Here is a 16,011-nt window from a genome sequence, read left to right on the forward strand (position 1 = left end):
CGAGGCCCGGCGCGAGCGCGGGCACGACCCCGCCGCGCAGGATGCTCCCGATGCCATCCGGGCCCGGGCGGACGCCCTGAATGCCCGGGCCGACGCGCTCCGCAAGCTCGCCGATGCCTCGCAGCCGCTCTACGCCACCCTCGACGAGGCGCAGAAGCAGCGCGCCGCCCTGCTGAGCCGGCCGATCGGCGGGCCGCACGGCCCGCATCGGCACCACCGCGACGACTGATCCATCCCCCCGTCCCCGCGTCTCCCACGCCGCCCCGGCTCCCGCCGCGGGCGGCATCTCCGCATGCGCTCGCAACATTCGGCGCAATCCGCACGCAATCCAGTTGTGCCATACAGGTGGGCACGGCGAATCGGGGGCAGTCCCGGGACGTCGCGGAGGAGATGCGCCGCGCCGAGGCTCGCGCGACCGCCCCGGGTCCCGGACGGGCCGGGTCGGACCGAGGAGCAGCCACGGCGGACCGATCGGCGACCAGCGGGAGAGGCAGATGGGCAACGTGATCCGTCCGGATTTCCAGCGTGCGGCCAAGGACCCGGCCAAAAGGGATCCGGATCGGGCCCGGGGCGAGGCACGCAAGCCGGGCCGCGCCGGCAGCCCGGCGCAGTATGTCCGGTGCTACGGCGAGATCGGCGCCCACGCGGTGTCGCTGGTGCGCGACCGGGCGAGCCCGGAGGGCGACGTCTACGCGGTCGTGATCGACACGCCCGACGGGCAGATCGGCCCGGTCGGCGTCGAGCCGGCGACCCCGGACGGCCTGTTCGACGCCGACCGCATCGGCCTGGCGGTGGTGCGCACCCTCGAACTTCTGGCCCGACGCCCCGGCGACTTCGACGTCGCGTAGACCCTCGATCCGGTTTCCCGGCACGAACGGGCGGCCCGACCTGCGGCCGGGTCGCCCCTCCCCTTCCCGGGCCGAAGATCTCCCGGCGTGGACAGCCGGCGCCACCCCGCGCCATCATGCCGGGGACGGGAACGGGAGCGCGACATGGCCGGGACGGCACGGGAAGAGACCTGGACCTATTTCGAGGGTGCCTGGCACCCGGGCAACGTGCGGATGATGGGGCCGCGCACCCACGCCGCCTGGCTCGCCTCGATGGTGTTCGACGGCGCCCGCGCCTTCGAGGGCGTGACGCCGGACCTCGACCTCCACCTCGCGCGGGTCAACCGCTCGGCCACGGCGCTCGGCCTCGAGCCGGTGGTGACGCAGGAGACCTGGGCCGCCCTGGTGCGCGAGGGCCTGGCGCGGTTCGCCCCCGACGCCGCGCTCTACATCCGGCCGATGTACTGGGCCGAGTCCGGGCTCGGCGGCGCCGTGCGGATCGACCCGGCCTCGACCGCCTGGTGCCTGTGCCTCTACGAGGCGCCGATGCCGCCGCCGACCGGCTTCACCGCCACCCTGTCGCCGTTCCGGCGCCCGACCGCCGATTCCGCACCCCTCGACGCCAAGGCCGGCTGCCTCTACCCGAACGGCGCCCGGGCGATCGCGGAAGCCGCCTCCCGCGGCTTCGGCAACGCCCTGATGCGCGACGCGCTGGGCAACGTCGCCGAGTTCGCCACCGCCAACGTGATGATGGCGCGCGACGGCGTGGTCTACACGCCCGTCGCGAACGGCACGTTCCTGGCCGGCATCACCCGCGGCCGGGTGATCGCGCTCCTGCGCGAGGCCGGGGTCACGGTGGTCGAGACGACGTTGACGGTGGACGACCTGATGGGCGCCGACGAGGTGTTTTCGGTCGGCAACTACGCCAAGGTCGTGCCGGTGACGGCCCTCGACGACCGGACCTTCGCGCCCGGCCCGCTGTTTTCCAAGGCCCGCGCGCTGTACTGGGCCTTCGCGCACCGGCAATGAACGAGCAACATTAAGCCTTGACGCCGGGCCTCGCGCGACCCTTGTGGCGGGCGGGGCAGTCGGAGGGCGTTCGGGACGATGATGGTCGTGCGGTTGGGAGTGGCGTGGGCGACGGTGGCGGCCTTCGCGGTATTCGGCGGCGGCTGGCTCGGCGGGCTCGACGCGCCGCTGGTGGCCGCCGGGCTGTTCGCCTGGCTGTTCGCCGTCATCCTGTGGTCGGCCTTCGGGGTGGTGCACGAGGCCGAGGAGCTGGCCGACCGCCTGGGCGAGCCCTACGGCACCCTGATCCTGACCCTGTCGATCGTGGTGATCGAGGTGGCGCTGGTCGCCGCCGTGATGCTGGGTGCCAAGGCCGCCCCGACCCTCGGGCGCGACACGATGTTCGCCGTCATCATGATCGTGATGAACGGCCTCGTCGGCCTCGGCCTGATCCTCGGCGGCCTGCGCCACCACCGCCAGAACTACAACCTCGACGGGGCGGGCGCGTATCTCGCGGCGATCATCCCGCTCACCACGATCGCCCTCATCATCCCGAACTTCACCACCTCGACCCCCGACGGGTCGCTGACGGTCGTGCAGGCGGTGGCGTTCTCGGTGCTGACGGTGGTGCTCTACGGCATCTTCCTGCTGCTCCAGACCGGGCGCCACAGCGACTTCTTCCTCGACTTCGTGAAGCCCGGCGCCGACGCGCCGGAGGCCCGCGCCGCCCATCCGGATGCCGGCAGAGGCGCGATCCTGCGCCATGCCGGCCTGCTCCTCGTCAGCCTGCTGCCGATCGTGCTCCTGTCGAAGAGCCTGGCGGCGATCCTCGACCACGGCATCAAGGCGCTGGGCGCACCCTCGGCGCTCGGCGGCGTCATCATCGCCGCCATCGTGTTCACCCCGGAGGGCATCAGTGCCGTCAAGGCGATCCGCCGCGACCAGCTCCAGCGGGCGATCAACCTGTGCCTCGGCGCCGTCACCTCGACGGTCGGCCTCACCGTGCCGGCGGTGCTCGCCATCGGGCTGATCTCGGGCCAGCGGGTGGTCCTGGGCTTGGCCCCGGCCGAGATGGCGGTGCTGGCGATGACGCTGCTCCTCAGCGTCATCACCTTCTCGCGCCAGGGCACCACGGTGCTGGAGGGCGCCGTCCACCTCGTGGTGTTCCTCGCCTACCTGACGCTGATCTTCAGCCCGTGACGCCGGTCCGGCGCGGCGGTCAGCGCCGCGCCGCCAGGAGGTCGCGGATCTCGGCGAGCAGCCTCACCTCGGCGGGATCCTCCTTCTTCACCTCCTCGCGCCGCTGCAGCTGGTTCATGGCGCGGATCACCATGAACAGCACGAAGGCGACGATCAGGAAGTTCAGCGCCACGGTGATGAACTGGCCGTAGCCGATCACCGCGCCCTGCTTCTTGGCCTCCGCGTAGGACAGCCCGGTCTGTACCTTCGAGGACAGCGGCAGGTAGTAGTTCGAGAAATCGAGCCCGCCGGTGATCGCGCCGACCGCCGGCATGATGACGTCCTGGACGAGCGAGGTGACGATGGCGCCGAAGGCCGCGCCGATCACCACGCCGACCGCGAGGTCGACGACATTGCCCCGCAGGGCGAACTTCTTGAATTCCTCGAGCATGTCCGTCGGATCTCCGCGGGGGCTGCCGCCCGGGCAGGCCTGCCGCGCACGGCACGGCGTCGCGCGGGCGGACCGATCCCGCTTAAGCTGGAGCGGAAGACGAATCCGGGGAGTGTCGCGATGACGGATTGGGATGCGGGCCGGTACCTGGCCTTCGCCGACGAGCGGACCCGGGCGGCCGCCGACCTCCTGGCGCGGGTGCCGCTGACCTCGCCCGCCCGGGTGGTCGATCTCGGCTGCGGGCCCGGCAACAGCACGGCGCTCCTGGCGGCGCGCTACCCCGACGCCGCGATCACCGGCCTCGATTCCTCGCCCGCCATGCTGGCCGAGGCGCGCCGGACGCTGCCGGACCGCACCTTCGTCGAGGCCGACCTCGCCGCCTGGGAGCCCGAGACCCCGCCCGACCTGATCTACGCCAACGCCGTACTGCAATGGCTGCCCGACCACGCCGCCCTGCTCCCACGCCTCGCGGGGTTCCTGGCGCCGGGCGGCTGCCTCGCCGTGCAGATGCCCGACAACCTCGACGAACCCTCGCACCGGCTGATGCGGGACGTCGCCGCCGAGGCGCCGTTCCGCGACACGCTGGCCGGTGCAGCCGGCGCCCGCACCACGCTGGGCCGCGTGCAGGACTACGACACCTGGCTGTCGCGGGCGGGCTGCGGCGTCGATCTGTGGCGCACCACCTACATCCATCCGCTTGCCGGACATCGCGGCATCGTCGAGTGGGTGCGATCGACCGGCCTGCGGCCGTTCCTGGCGCCCCTCGTCCCGGACGAGCAGGCCGCCTACCTCGCCCGCTACGAGGCCGCCCTGCGGGACGCCTATCCGGCGCAGGAGGACGGGCGGGTGCTGCTGCCGTTCCCGCGGCTCTTCCTGGTGGCGCGGCGGCGCTGAGCGCCGCGACCGGAGAGCGATCATCACATCGTCGTCATGCCGTCGACGCCATGGCGAAAGCGGTGGCGCCAGTCCGGGGGACCACCTAAACCGCTCGCCTGGGGCGGCGTAGAGATCGCGTGCGAGCGGTCGCCGTTCCGGCGCGTGCTCCTCCACCGGCCGGACTTGCCAGGGATATCGATCGTCGATGCAGATCCACCTGTATTGCATGTGCCTCAACGAGGCGAAGATCATCCCGTATTTCCTGTCGCATTATCGCGATATCGCCACCAGGATCCACGTCATGGACAACGGGTCCAGCGACGACAGCCTGCATCTCCTGGCGGGCGACGAGCGGATCACGGTTGCGCAGGTGAAGACCCGGCACAAGTCCTTCGCCGACACCTACACGTCGCTGATGAACAACGCCTGGAAACCGTCGCGCGAGAGTGCGGACTGGGTGATCACGGCGGAGATGGACGAGCACCTCCATCATCCGGACCTGCCGGAATATCTCCGGCAATGCCGGGCGGACGGAGTCACGCTGCTGACCTGCGTCGGCTACAACATGATCTCCGAGGCATTTCCCACCGATCCGCGGCCCCTCTGGCGCCAGATCGTGCGCGGAGCCCGCGCCCCGGATTACGACAAGCCGGCGGTGTTCGACCCGCAGGCGATCGCCGAGATCAATTACCGCCACGGCCGCCACGCCGCCGACCCGACGGGCCGCATCAGACCCGAGGCGCGACGGCAGGTGAAGCTCCTGCACTACAAGAGCCTCGGGCTCGACTACGTCTGCGAGCGCAACGATACGCTCGCGGTCGGCCTCAAGGCGGTCGACATCCAGAACCGGCGCGGCGAGCATTACCTGCGCGACCGCGCCCAGACCCGGGCCGACTTCGAGACGATCCGCGCCCAGGCCCGCCGGGTGCCGGGCCTGCGCCTCGACGGCGGGGTGCCGGAGCCGACCTTCGAGGACGAGATCGACCTGCTGGACCGTTCAGGCCTGTTCGACCCGGTTCATTACCTCGCCCACAACCGCGACGTCGCCTCGGCGGGCATCGATCCCCTGGTGCATTTCTGCACCTTCGGGTGGCGCGAGGACCGGAGCCCCAACAAGCACTTCAAGCCGCACTGGTACCACAGGATCTACGGGAACGAGGTTTCGGGGGAGGTCAACCCGCTGCTGGACTACGTCGTCGAGGGGGAGCGACTCGGCCGCTTTCCGGCCCCGGACTTCGACCCGGAGCTCTACCGGTTGGCGCAGCGTCTGGCCCCGGGCGAGAGTCCGCTGCGCCACCTGCTGGCATCCGAGCGCCGGTCGACGGCCTGACCGGCCGGAAGGTCAGGCCGGGTCGCGGTAGCCCCAGGCCAGGATGTGCTTGCCCGCATCCGTCAGCGCAGGAACCTCCTGCAAGCAGCGCTCCAGGGCGAGCACACCCTCCTCGTCAGCGCGGATCGCCGCGGCGCAGCCCTCGCGCCCCTGGGCGCTCGCCGTGACCAGGATCCCGCAGGCCTCGACCCGCGCGAGGCCCGCCTCCCGCAGGAGCGCCGTGATGCGCCCGGCATCGAACAGGTGGACGCCCGAGCGTCGTCCGGCATGGGCGAAGACGCCGCAGCCCTCCTCGAGGCGTACCAGCGCCTCCTCGCCCCGGCCGAGGCGCAGGAGCTCGAAGGTCAGGGCAATGCTCGAATCGACGAGGACGCAGACGGGGGCACCGGGCCGGGCCCAGCGCACGAAGCGCGCCATCGCCCCCCGCGGGTCGGCGGCGTATTGCAGCGATCCCATGGCCAGGACCGCATCGGCCCCGGCCTCCGGGAGCGGAGCGTCCTCCATGGTCTCCGGCCGCAGGATGAAGCCGTCGGCGAGGGCGGACTTGCCCGCGAGAACCGCCCGCATCTCCGGCGACGGCTCGATGCCGACGACCTCATGTCCGAGGGCGCGCAGCCGCTCGGCATTGCGGCCGGTGCCGCAGCCGACATCGACGACCCGGCCGGGCGTCGGCGGCAAGAGGGCGGCCACCCGTTCCCAGGCGAGGCGCTCGTAGACCCGGCGCATCGGCTCGGTGTCGAAGCTGCGGTCGTAATCGCGGGCGAAGGCGTCGTAGAGCGCCACCGCCTCGGCCGCGGTCGGGCGATGGGTCATCGGTCGATCTCTCGCCAGATTGCCCGCAGCGTGGCCGCGATGCGCTGCACGTCCGTGACCGTCATCGTGTCGTGCAGGGGCAGCGACAGCATCCGGTCCGCCACGGCGTCGGTCACAGGGAGCGGGCCGGACCGGCAGGTCTGCCGGAAATACGGCTGGGCGCCGAGATGCGGATCGTAATAGGCCCCGATCTCGATCCCCGCCGCTGCGGCGCGGCGGATCACCGCGTCGCGCCCGGCACGGCCCCGCGCCGGAACGAGAGCCGGCAGAAAGACGTGCGCCTGGACCGCGATGGCGGCGCGCTGGAACGAAAAATCCGGCAGCATCGCCCGATAGGCCGCGGCCAGCGCCTCCCGGTGCGCCACGATCGCCGCCAACCGGTCGAGCTGGACGAGGCCCATCGCCGCCGTCACCTCGTTCAGCTTGGCATTGAGCCCCGGCATCACCGCCGATCGGCCCGACGCGAAGCCGAAATTCGCCATGACGCGCAGGTCGCGGATCCGGTCCGGGTCCGCGGAATAGACGAAACCGCCCTCGAGCGTGGCAAAGGGCTTCGTGGCGTGCATCGAGAAGACGCTGGGCCAAGCCTGCCCGGTGCCGAGGTTCAGTCCCGCGCAATCGCGGCTGCCGACCGCCGCCGCAGCATCGACCACGACGGCGGCCCCCGTTGCGCGGGCCATGCGGTCGTAATGCGCGAAATCGACCGGGGCGCCGAACGTCGTGCACGGCACCATCACGGCGATCTCCTCGCCGTAGCGAGCGACCAGTTCCTGCTCGGCGCCGGGCGCGGCAAGCCAGGTCTCGGGATCGATGTCGCAGAGCAGCGGGGTGAGGCCGCACCACAGGGCGGCCTGCGCGGTGGCGGCGAAGGTGAAGGCCGGCATCAGGGCGTAGCGCCGCCGCGGATCCGGCGCGCCCACCGCCTGCCGGATCGCCAGCATCAGCCCGAGTGTCGCGTTGCAGACCGTGACGCAGACCCCGACGTCCCCGAACATCTCCCGGACCAGCGCTCGCTCGAGCCGTTGGTTGATCGGGCCATAATTGGAGAATCGGCCGATGGCCTCGATCTCCTGGAACAGTCCCGTCAGCTCGCTCAACCGTGGCGGATTGGGATTGATGAGACGGACCTGCCCGGCCTCCTGCTCCGCACGGGAATGGACGGCAACCGTCGGTACAGCGAAGTCCGGCGGATCACCGAGAATAGGGGCAGTTTCCTCTGGTTGCATCGACGCCCATTATTCTCGGCCTGATTCCAGACAAAACTGAAAACCAATCACTTGGAACAGCTGATTGCCCTTACCGCAGATCGCGCAAAGGCACCAAATCAAATTTCTCGGTCGTATCCGTTCACTATTTGGAGATCACGGCCAGGAGGGGTGCTGCGGCCCGAGTTCCGATGACCTGAACGAATTCGCTGCTCGCCCCGAGGCTAGGGCATCGAACGACAATAGGAAAAACAGGATCATGGGACGGGGCGCCTTGCTTCCGACCCCTGCCGGCAAGGTCTCGCGGCACCGTCACGGTCGGATGCCACGCTCGGGACACGGACCAGAGTGTTGGGCGGGACCAAGCCTGGACAGTGAGACTTTGCGGTTGGGCGCAATGCGCAAGCAGCAACTCGTCGCGACGCGATCGATCGACGCGGCAGTGCCGGCGATTCCGCGGACAATCGCGGGGGCGAGACGCAAGATTCGGCTCGGGGCGAGCGGGAAGGCCGGACGTTCCAGCACGCCGGCCCGCGATGCGACGTCGGGCCACGGGTGTTCGGTGACGTGCATTCGGTGGCGTGGGCTGCCCCGCGCAGCGTCGGGGATGGAGCCCGAGTGGATTCGGCCCCGCCCCGGCGCGATCGAACCGCTGCGGAACTACACCGCCGACGCGTCCTCGCCCGCCGCCTCGGCCTTGAGCCGGCGCCGGTACTGGTTGGCGCCGATCGGGATCGCGCAGAGGTAGCCGAGGCTCAAGAGCGCCAGGATCTCGAACGGGAAGCTGATCAGGAGCCCGAACGCCGCCACCGTCACGACGAAGATCGGCAGCACGTATTCTCGCGGCACCCGCTTGCCGATGGTCTTGCCCGAGAAGGTCGGCACCGTGGAGATCACCATGAGGGCGATCACCAGCATGTAGATCAGCGCGACGGGCGCGAGGCTCGGCGCCATCTCGAAGCCGAGGAAGTGCAGGTAGAGCGGCAGCATCACGGTCAGCGCGCCGGCCGGGGCCGGCATGCCGACGAAGAAGTTCTTCTTCCATTCCGGCCGGTGGGGATCGTCCAGCATCACGTTGAAGCGGGCGAGCCGCAACGCCATCGCAATGGCGAAGATCAGGGCGACGATCCAGCCCAGCGACTTCAGGTTGTGCAGCACGAAGCTGTAGAGGATCAGCGCCGGGGCACAGCCGAAATTGACGAAATCGGCGAGCGAGTCGAGCTCGGCGCCGAAGCGCGAGGTGCCCTTGAGCAGGCGCGCCACCCGCCCGTCGACCCCGTCGAGCACCGCGGCGGCGATGATCGCGATCACCGCCGGCTCGAACTTGCCCTCGAAGCCGAAGCGCACGGCGGTGAGCCCGAGGCACACCGCCATCAGGGTGATCATGTTGGGGATGATCATCCGCACCGGCACCGGCTTGAACCGGCGGGACTTCGGTTCGGCCGACTTCGAATCGGTCGATTTGGGCTCGTTCGGCTCGGGCGCGAAGGGCGGGAAGAGGTCGTCCATCTCGGGTCCCTCCCCTGTCAGGTCCGGCGGAACTGCCGCACCGGGCCGGTCCCGCGCAGGTCGGCGAGCACGGTCTCGCCCGCCACCGCCTTCTGGCCGAGGCCGACGAGCACCCGGGTTCCGGCCGGCAGGTAGACGTCGACCCGCGAGCCGAACCGGATCAGGCCGAAGCGGTCGCCGACCGTGAGGTCGTCGCCGGGCTTCACCCAGTCGACGATGCGGCGCGCGACGAGGCCGGCGATCTGCACGACGCCGATCCGCACCGATTCGCCGTTCTGGCGGGTCTCGATCACGAGGCCGTTGCGCTCGTTATCCTCGCTCGCCTTGTCGAGCTCGGCGTTGAGGAACAGGCCCGGGGTGTAGTGAACCTGGTCGATGCGCCCCGTCACCGGCACCCGGTTCACGTGGCAGTCGAACACGTTCATGAACACCGAGATCCGCAGCATCGGCACCGAGGGCAGGTCGAGCTCGGAGGGCGGCAGCACGGTGCTGATCAGGTTCACCCGGCCGTCGGCCGGCGAGATCACTAGCCCGTCGCCGACCGGGACGATCCGCTCGGGGTCGCGGAAGAAGTAGCAGACCCACAGGGTCAGCAGCAGGAAGATCCAGCCGAGGAACTGCACGAAGGTGCCGGCGAGCACCGTCAGCACGATGCCGATCGCGATGAAGGGATAGCCCTCCTTGTGGATCGGCACGAGCACGCGGCGGATCGTCTCGAACAGGTCGGTCATAAGTCCTCGGGTCGGTCCTCGGGCCGTCGTCCCGGCCGCGAACGGCCGGTCCAGCGCCCGCGGATGGCAGGCGCGTGGCTTCGCGTCAATCGTTCGATCGGCGCGGGAGCGCGCGCTTGTCGGCCATCGCCTGGAGGATGTTGGAGAAATCGTCGGTCCAGGGGCGCCGCGCCCGATCGGGGGCGATCCGCTCCCAGGCCGGATCGGCCGCGAGCGTGCCGAGATGGGCGGGATCGCGGGCGAGCACCGCGACCGTGCCCGCGGCACGGAACCGCACCGGGTCGAAGGCGAAGGCTTCGCGGGCGACGAAGGTCGACAGGCCGAACTCCGCACCGACCCGGGCCACGATGCGGCCGAGGTCGAGGTGGCGGTTGGTGATGTGCATCGCCAGCACGCCGGTGGGCGACAGCTTGGCGAGGTAGAGTGCCAGGGCCTCCCGGGTGAGGAGGTGGGCCGGGATCGCGTCGGACGAGAAGGCGTCGATCATCAGGAGCCCGAACCCGCCCGGATTCTCGCCGCCCGGCGCCTCGGCGAGGGTCAGGCGGGCGTCGCCCAGCACCACCGGCATGTCGGGGCCGCAGGCCGAGAGGAAGCGGAATTTCTCCGGATCGCGGGCGATGCGGGCGACCGCCGGGTCGATCTCGTAGAAGCGCCAGGCTTCGTCCCCGACCCGGTGGCAGGCGAGGCTGCCGGTCCCGAGACCGACCACCGCGACGGCGCCGAGCGAGCCGCCCCGCGCCGCCCGCACGCTTCGGATCGCCGTGCCGAGCGGCCCTTCGGGCGTGTAGTAGACCAGGGGCTCCGGCGGGCCGTCGGGGGCGGTGCCGTCCGGGTTCACGAGCCGCATCGCCCCGTGGATCGTGGTGCCATGCATGAGCAGGCGCATCGTCCCGTCCGGCGTCTCGGCGATGCGGTGGATGCCGAAGAACGAGCGCATGCTCACCGCCGCGTCCGCCCGCATCACCGAGAGGCCGGCCACGAGGGCGAGCAATGCCGCCACGGCGAGGCGCTGCGGATCGCGCCAGCTCGCCGCCAGGAGGCCCGCCCCCGCGAGGGCGAGGAGCTGCGGCAGGGCCGACACGCCGAGGGACCATCCGGCCAGCACCATGAGCGCCGCCGCGGCCATCGCCGCGAGACCGCCCTGCGCAGCCCGGACGAGCGAGGCGCGGCCGCCGGCAGCGAAGCCCGGCCGGCAGGCCAGGGCGGCGACGATCAGCAGCGGGTACTCGACCACCCGCGAGAACACGAGCGGCGCGACCAGCCCGCAGGCGATGCCGCCGAGCACGCCCCCGAGCGAGACGCACACGTAGAACTCCGTCAGCCGGTCGGAAGCCGGACGCAGGTGGTAGAGCGTCGCGTGGCCGATCAGGGCGCTGACGAAGAACAGGCCGAGATGGAGCGCGAGCCCGCCCCACAGCCCGACACCGACGACGAAGCTCGCGAGCGCGAGCGCGGTGCCCCAGACCTGGAGGCGCAGGAGTGCCGGGCCGGGCCGGCCCATCCCGTCCCGGAAGGCGATCACGAAGGTGAGGAGGAAGAGCGCGAGGGGCGCCACCCAGAGGAGCGGCGCCGCCGCGACATCGGTCGAGATGTGGGCGGTGACCGAGACCAGGAGGGCGGAGGGCACGAAGGCGAAGCCGATCCAGGCCCAACGCCGTGGCCAGCCCGGTGCGGGGGAAGCCAGGGCCGGTGCCGGCGTCCCCGGTGACGCCGGCAGAACGGCACCGGAGGCGAGGCCCGAGGCCAGGATGAGGAGGCCGAGGACCGCGAAGCCCGCAACCCACGCCTCGGCCTGCACCCGCAACGTCAGGAGGGGCTCGATCAGCAGCGGGTAGGCGAGGAGCGCGGCGAAGGAGCCGACATTCGAGGCGGCGTAGAGGAAGTAGGGGTCGCCGGCCCGCGGATGGCCCGAGCGGGCGAACCAGGCCTGGAGCAGCGGCCCGTTCGCCGAAAGGGCGAAGAACGGCAGCCCGACCGCGGTCGTGAAGAGGCCGACGAGCCAGAGCGCCTCGTTCTCTCCCGGCGGCCGGTCGAAGCCGGCCGGCAGGCCGATCGGCAGCGCCAGCGCGGCGACCAGCATCAGCCCGAGATGGACTGCGAGCGCCGCGCGGGTGCCGAGATGCCGAGCGAGCAGGTGGGCGTAGAGATAGCCGCCGAGCAGCAGGGCCTGGAACACCACCAGGGCGACCGACCACGTCGCCGGGCTGCCACCGAGGCGCGGCAGCACCATCTTGGTGAACATCGGCTGGACCGAGAACAGCAGGAAGGCGGAGAGCAGCAGGGCGATCGCGGCGGCTGGAACCTGCAACCGGACGAGGAAGGGGCCGGAGCGAGGGACGGCCGCCGTCGCGGGCGGGATGGCCGAGGTGGGCAGGTCGATCGACATGGATGGGTCCGGCGGGCTCGGTCCCATTCTCGCCCGGCGCCGTTTAAGATGAGGTGCAGGGGAGCGCCGATGCACGCTCCCCGTCGCTCACGAGACCGCGGCCGGCTCGGGCGCCTTGGCGACCGTCCCGGGGATCTCGCCCGGCTCCAGATGCGTGCGCAGGCTCTCGCCTTCCTGGGCTTCCGCCCGCTTCAGCGCCTCGCGGGCGGCCTCCGCCTCGCGCTGGCGGTTCCACATCGCCGCGTAGACGCCGCCTTGGCCCAGCAGCGCCAGGTGGGTGCCGCGCTCGGCGATGCGGCCCTGGTCGAGGACGATGATCTCGTCGGCGCCGACCACCGTCGAGAGGCGGTGGGCGATGACGAGCGTCGTGCGGCCCCGGCTCACCCGGTCGAGGGCATCCTGGATCTCGCGCTCGGTGAAGGAATCGAGGGCCGAGGTCGCCTCGTCGAGGACGAGGATCGGCGGACCCTTCAGGATGGTGCGGGCGATGGCGACGCGCTGCTTCTCGCCACCCGAGAGCTTCAGGCCGCGCTCGCCCACCGGCGTGTCGTAGCCCTCCGGCAAGGCGGCGATGAAGCGGTCGATCTGGGCGAGACGGGCCGCCTCCCGCACCTCCTCCTCGGAAGCCTCCCAGCGGCCGTAGCGGACATTGTACCCGATCGTGTCGTTGAACAGCACGGTGTCCTGCGGCACCATGCCGATCGCGGCGCGCAAACTGTCCTGCTGCACCGACGCGATGTCCTGCCCGTCGACCGTGATGCGGCCTCCTTGCGGCTCGTAGAACCGGAACAGCAGGCGCGACAGCGTCGACTTGCCGGCCCCCGACGGACCGACGATCGCGACGGTGCGCCCCGCCGGCACCGTGAAGCTGATGCCGCGCAGGATCGGCCGCTCCGGCACGTAGGCGAAGTGCACGTCCTCGAACCGCACCACCGCGTCCGAGACCGCGAGCGGAGCCGCGCCCGGCCGGTCGGCGATCTCCGGGTTGCGGTGCAGGATCTTGAACATGTCGTCGATGTCGATCAGGGCCTGCTTGATCTCGCGATAGATCATGCCCATGAAGTTGAGCGGCATCGAGAGCTGCACCAGCATCGTGTTGACGAGCACGAAGCTGCCGATCGTCGCCCGCCCGGCCATGATGTCGCGGGCGGCAAGCCACATCACCACGCCCATGCCGATCGTGAAGATCACCGCCTGGCCGGCGTTGAGCACGGCGAGCGAGACGTAGGTCTGGGTCGAGGCCTTCTCGTAGCGGGCCATCGACTGGTCGTAGCGCGAGGTCTCGCGCGCTTCCGCACCGAAATACTTTACCGTCTCGTAGTTGAGCAGCGAATCGACCGCCTTGGTGTTGGCGTCGGTGTCGGAATCGTTCATCCGCCGGCGGATGGCGATGCGCCACTCCGTGGCCTTGTAGGTGTAGCCGAGATAGGCCGCCACCATCACGAGCACCACCACCGAGTAGAGGATGTCGAACTCGTAGGCGAGCGTGCCGAGGACGAGCAGGAACTCGACGATGGTCGGCACCAGCGTCAGCACCATCAGGCGCGACAATTCCTCGATGCCGTTGCGGCCGCGCTCGAGCACCCGGGTCAGCCCGCCGGTCTTGCGCTCGAGATGGAAGCGCAGCGACAGCTGGTGCATGTGCCGGAAGGTCTGGAGCGCCAGGCGCCGCACCGCGTGCATCGCCACCTTGGCGAAGAGCCCGTCGCGCACCTGCGTCAGCAGCGCCATGGCGATCCGGGTGACGCCGTAGAGCAGGATCATCAGGGCGGGCGCCGCCCAGATCCCGGTCGGCACCGCGGCCTCCTTGCCGAGGCCGTCGCGCCCGCCCACCAGAGCCACCAGGGCGTCGGTCGCCCACTTGAAGGTGAACGGCATCGCCAGGGTGACCACCTTGGCGACGAGCAGAAGTCCGAAGGCGATGAAGACGCGCCGCTGCAGGTCGGGCCGGCCATGGGGCCAGAGATACGGCCACAGGCGGCGGTAGGTCGCGACGAGGCCGGGCCGCTCGGGCTCGGCCGGGGGGGTCTGTTGACTGGACAAGGGACCGGTTCCGGGCGGGATCGGCGCCGGATATAGGCCAGGACGATCCGGCAAGACAGCGCGTCCGGCGCGGCCCGGACCTGCGGCGGCGGGGTTGCGGGACGGCCGGGCGGCGGAAACCCGGGCGACACGCCCGCGAAACCCGCCTCAGCCGATTTCGCCGAAGCGGGCACCGGTTCGGCGGCTAAAATCTGCGACGAAACAAGAATCTAAGCGGGCGAAGCGTTGGCCTGCCAAGGCAAGTCTGCTTAGAACGCAGGCAACGCGACCGCCCCGACCGCGGCGTCCCTGCCTCCTGCCCGCTTCCCGGATCGTCCATGCTGCTCCCGTCACCCCGCGATGTCCGGCGTCCGCGCACCGGGCAAGCCCTGCTGCCCGTGCACGCGCCTCCGTCCTGGGGCGGGGAATCGACGACCGCGGTGCTCGAACGCTGCCTCGGCCGCTGGCGCCGCTACGAGGCGGGCCGCGTCGACATGACGGTGTCGCCGCACGACGACATGCTGGTCGATACGCCGGAGGGCCGGGCGCATTACCGGGGGGTGGGCCTCTCGGCCCTGCGGCTCGCCACCGAGGCGATGCTGCTGACCGGCCGCACCGAGCCGCGGCGCATCCTCGACCTGCCCTGCGGCGGGGGCCGCGTGACGCGCCACCTCGTCACGTTCTTCCCCGAGGCCGAGGTGTTCGTCGCCGACCTCGACGCCCGCAAGGTCGCGGACGTGGTGGCGCAGTTCGACGTCACCGAGATCGCGAGCAGCAAGGATTTTTCCCAGCCGCTGCCGGGCGCCTACGACCTGATCTTCGTCGGATCGCTGGTGACGCATTTCGACGCCGGGCTCTTCGCCCGGGCGGTCAACGCGATGATCGACGCGCTCGCGCCCGGCGGCGTGCTGATCCTGACCTCGGCGGGGCGCAACTGGGCGGCCCTGGCGGGCGTGCAGGACCGCGACGCGGGGCTCGTGCCCTTGCGCTGGTGGCGGGCGGCCCTGTCGCTCGTCGGCGGGAAGAAGGTCTCCGACCGTCTGCGCGTGCTGGAGAGCGACTACGCCCGGCACGGCTTCGCCTACACCGAGGTGCGCAGCTGGACCCGGCTCTACGGCCAGAGCTACGGCGGCAGCTTCGCGGCGCCGTCCTGGCTGATGCGGGTGGTCGAGGAGCGGCCCGACGCCCAGGTGATCGGCCTCAAGGAGCGCGGCTTCGACAACCTGCTCGACGCGACGCTGATCCAGCGGGCCGGCTGAGCGGCGGGGCCGTCAGCCCCGCCCCTCCGGCCCGGACGGCCGCCCTTGCGGCTGCCCCTGGCCCTGCTGCTGCGTCTCGGCCGGCAGCACGAAGACCTGGCCGGGATAGATCCGGTCCGGGTCGCGGATCTGCGGCTGGTTGGCGTCGAAGATCACGGTGTAGCGCAGGCCGCGGCCATAGGTCCGGCGGCTGATGCTCCAGAGATTGTCGCCGCGCGCGACCTTCGCGGTGCTGATGCCGGGCACGAACACCGCGCCGGAATCGGCGGGCGCGAGAGCCGCCGCCGCGCCCGGCGCCGGGGTGGCGGGCGCAGCCGCCGCGACGACGGGCGCCTCCCCGGGCGAGGGCCCGGCGGGACGGGCCGGCATCGGCCCGGGCGTCGGCGGGGCGGGCGCGACCTTGGCGGCCATGGAC

The 16,011-nt window shown here is 71.2% G+C and carries 14 protein-coding genes and 1 pseudogene; 7 read left to right on the forward strand and 8 right to left on the reverse strand.

The features are described 5' to 3' along the window. The 4 genes and pseudogenes from QR78_RS28985 to QR78_RS29000 form a co-directional block, all read left to right on the forward strand. Nucleotides 1-229: pseudogene (locus QR78_RS28985) on the forward strand (Spy/CpxP family protein refolding chaperone); the annotation flags it as partial. A gap of 265 nt (nt 230-494) precedes the next feature. Beyond that, nucleotides 495-848: a hypothetical protein gene (locus QR78_RS28990; protein ID WP_053221143.1), complete on the forward strand. Its 354-nt coding sequence runs from the start codon at nt 495-497 to the stop codon at nt 846-848. Nucleotides 849-992: 144 nt separating this feature from the next. Next, complete coding sequence (locus tag QR78_RS28995) at nt 993-1,856, forward strand: branched-chain amino acid aminotransferase (RefSeq protein WP_048431087.1); 864 nt, start codon at nt 993-995, stop codon at nt 1,854-1,856. An 81-nt stretch (nt 1,857-1,937) separates the two neighbouring features. After that, nucleotides 1,938-3,035 carry a calcium:cation antiporter gene (locus QR78_RS29000; protein ID WP_244276522.1) on the forward strand — a complete coding sequence of 366 codons (1,098 nt, stop codon included), beginning with the start codon at nt 1,938-1,940 and terminating at the stop codon, nt 3,033-3,035. A gap of 19 nt (nt 3,036-3,054) precedes the next feature. On the opposite strand, the gene mscL is transcribed toward QR78_RS29000, so the two are convergent. Beyond that, nucleotides 3,055-3,465 carry a large conductance mechanosensitive channel protein MscL gene (gene mscL / locus QR78_RS29005; RefSeq protein ID WP_048431089.1) on the reverse strand — a complete coding sequence of 137 codons (411 nt, stop codon included), beginning with the start codon at nt 3,463-3,465 and terminating at the stop codon, nt 3,055-3,057. Between the two features lie 120 nt (nt 3,466-3,585). Between mscL and tam the strand changes: the two genes are divergently transcribed. After that, on the forward strand, nt 3,586-4,359 hold the full coding sequence (gene tam / locus QR78_RS29010) for a trans-aconitate 2-methyltransferase (RefSeq protein WP_048431090.1): 774 nt from the start codon (nt 3,586-3,588) through the stop codon (nt 4,357-4,359). 187 nt (nt 4,360-4,546) lie between these two features. Continuing rightward, the gene (locus QR78_RS32195) at nt 4,547-5,671 is read left to right on the forward strand and encodes a glycosyltransferase family 2 protein (protein WP_053221144.1); all 1,125 of its coding nucleotides are present in this window, start codon (nt 4,547-4,549) and stop codon (nt 5,669-5,671) included. Between the two features lie 12 nt (nt 5,672-5,683). Here QR78_RS32195 and QR78_RS32200 read toward each other — a convergent pair whose 3' ends face one another. The 6 genes from QR78_RS32200 to QR78_RS29055 all read right to left on the reverse strand — a co-directional run bounded on the left by QR78_RS32200 (nt 5,684) and on the right by QR78_RS29055 (nt 14,358). Beyond that, nucleotides 5,684-6,484 carry a class I SAM-dependent methyltransferase gene (locus tag QR78_RS32200; RefSeq protein ID WP_053221145.1) on the reverse strand — a complete coding sequence of 267 codons (801 nt, stop codon included), beginning with the start codon at nt 6,482-6,484 and terminating at the stop codon, nt 5,684-5,686. Beyond that, entirely contained in the window at nt 6,481-7,581 is a 1,101-nt protein-coding gene (locus QR78_RS29035; protein ID WP_053221146.1) for a DegT/DnrJ/EryC1/StrS family aminotransferase, read from the reverse strand. The genes QR78_RS32200 and QR78_RS29035 overlap by 4 nt, the downstream gene beginning before the upstream one ends. 768 nt (nt 7,582-8,349) lie before the next feature. After that, nucleotides 8,350-9,198: a CDP-diacylglycerol--serine O-phosphatidyltransferase gene (gene pssA / locus QR78_RS29040; RefSeq protein WP_048431091.1), complete on the reverse strand. Its 849-nt coding sequence runs from the start codon at nt 9,196-9,198 to the stop codon at nt 8,350-8,352. Between the two features lie 17 nt (nt 9,199-9,215). After that, nucleotides 9,216-9,929 carry a phosphatidylserine decarboxylase gene (locus tag QR78_RS29045; protein WP_048431092.1) on the reverse strand — a complete coding sequence of 238 codons (714 nt, stop codon included), beginning with the start codon at nt 9,927-9,929 and terminating at the stop codon, nt 9,216-9,218. A gap of 85 nt (nt 9,930-10,014) precedes the next feature. Next, nucleotides 10,015-12,315, reverse strand: a complete 2,301-nt coding sequence (locus QR78_RS29050) for a fused MFS/spermidine synthase (protein WP_053221147.1) — start codon at nt 12,313-12,315, stop codon at nt 10,015-10,017. A gap of 87 nt (nt 12,316-12,402) precedes the next feature. Beyond that, complete coding sequence (locus QR78_RS29055) at nt 12,403-14,358, reverse strand: ABCB family ABC transporter ATP-binding protein/permease (protein WP_244276521.1); 1,956 nt, start codon at nt 14,356-14,358, stop codon at nt 12,403-12,405. 317 nt (nt 14,359-14,675) lie between these two features. Between QR78_RS29055 and QR78_RS29060 the strand changes: the two genes are divergently transcribed. Further along, the gene (locus tag QR78_RS29060) at nt 14,676-15,596 is read left to right on the forward strand and encodes a class I SAM-dependent methyltransferase (protein ID WP_048431093.1); all 921 of its coding nucleotides are present in this window, start codon (nt 14,676-14,678) and stop codon (nt 15,594-15,596) included. Nucleotides 15,597-15,608: 12 nt separating this feature from the next. Here the strand turns inward: QR78_RS29060 and QR78_RS29065 are convergent. Then, the coding region (locus QR78_RS29065; RefSeq protein ID WP_125940057.1) for a LysM peptidoglycan-binding domain-containing protein at nt 15,609-16,011 on the reverse strand (403 nt) is incomplete at its 5' end.

The sequence above is a fragment of the Methylobacterium indicum genome, assembly GCF_001043895.1.
Taxonomy (GTDB): Bacteria; Pseudomonadota; Alphaproteobacteria; order Rhizobiales; family Beijerinckiaceae; genus Methylobacterium; species Methylobacterium indicum.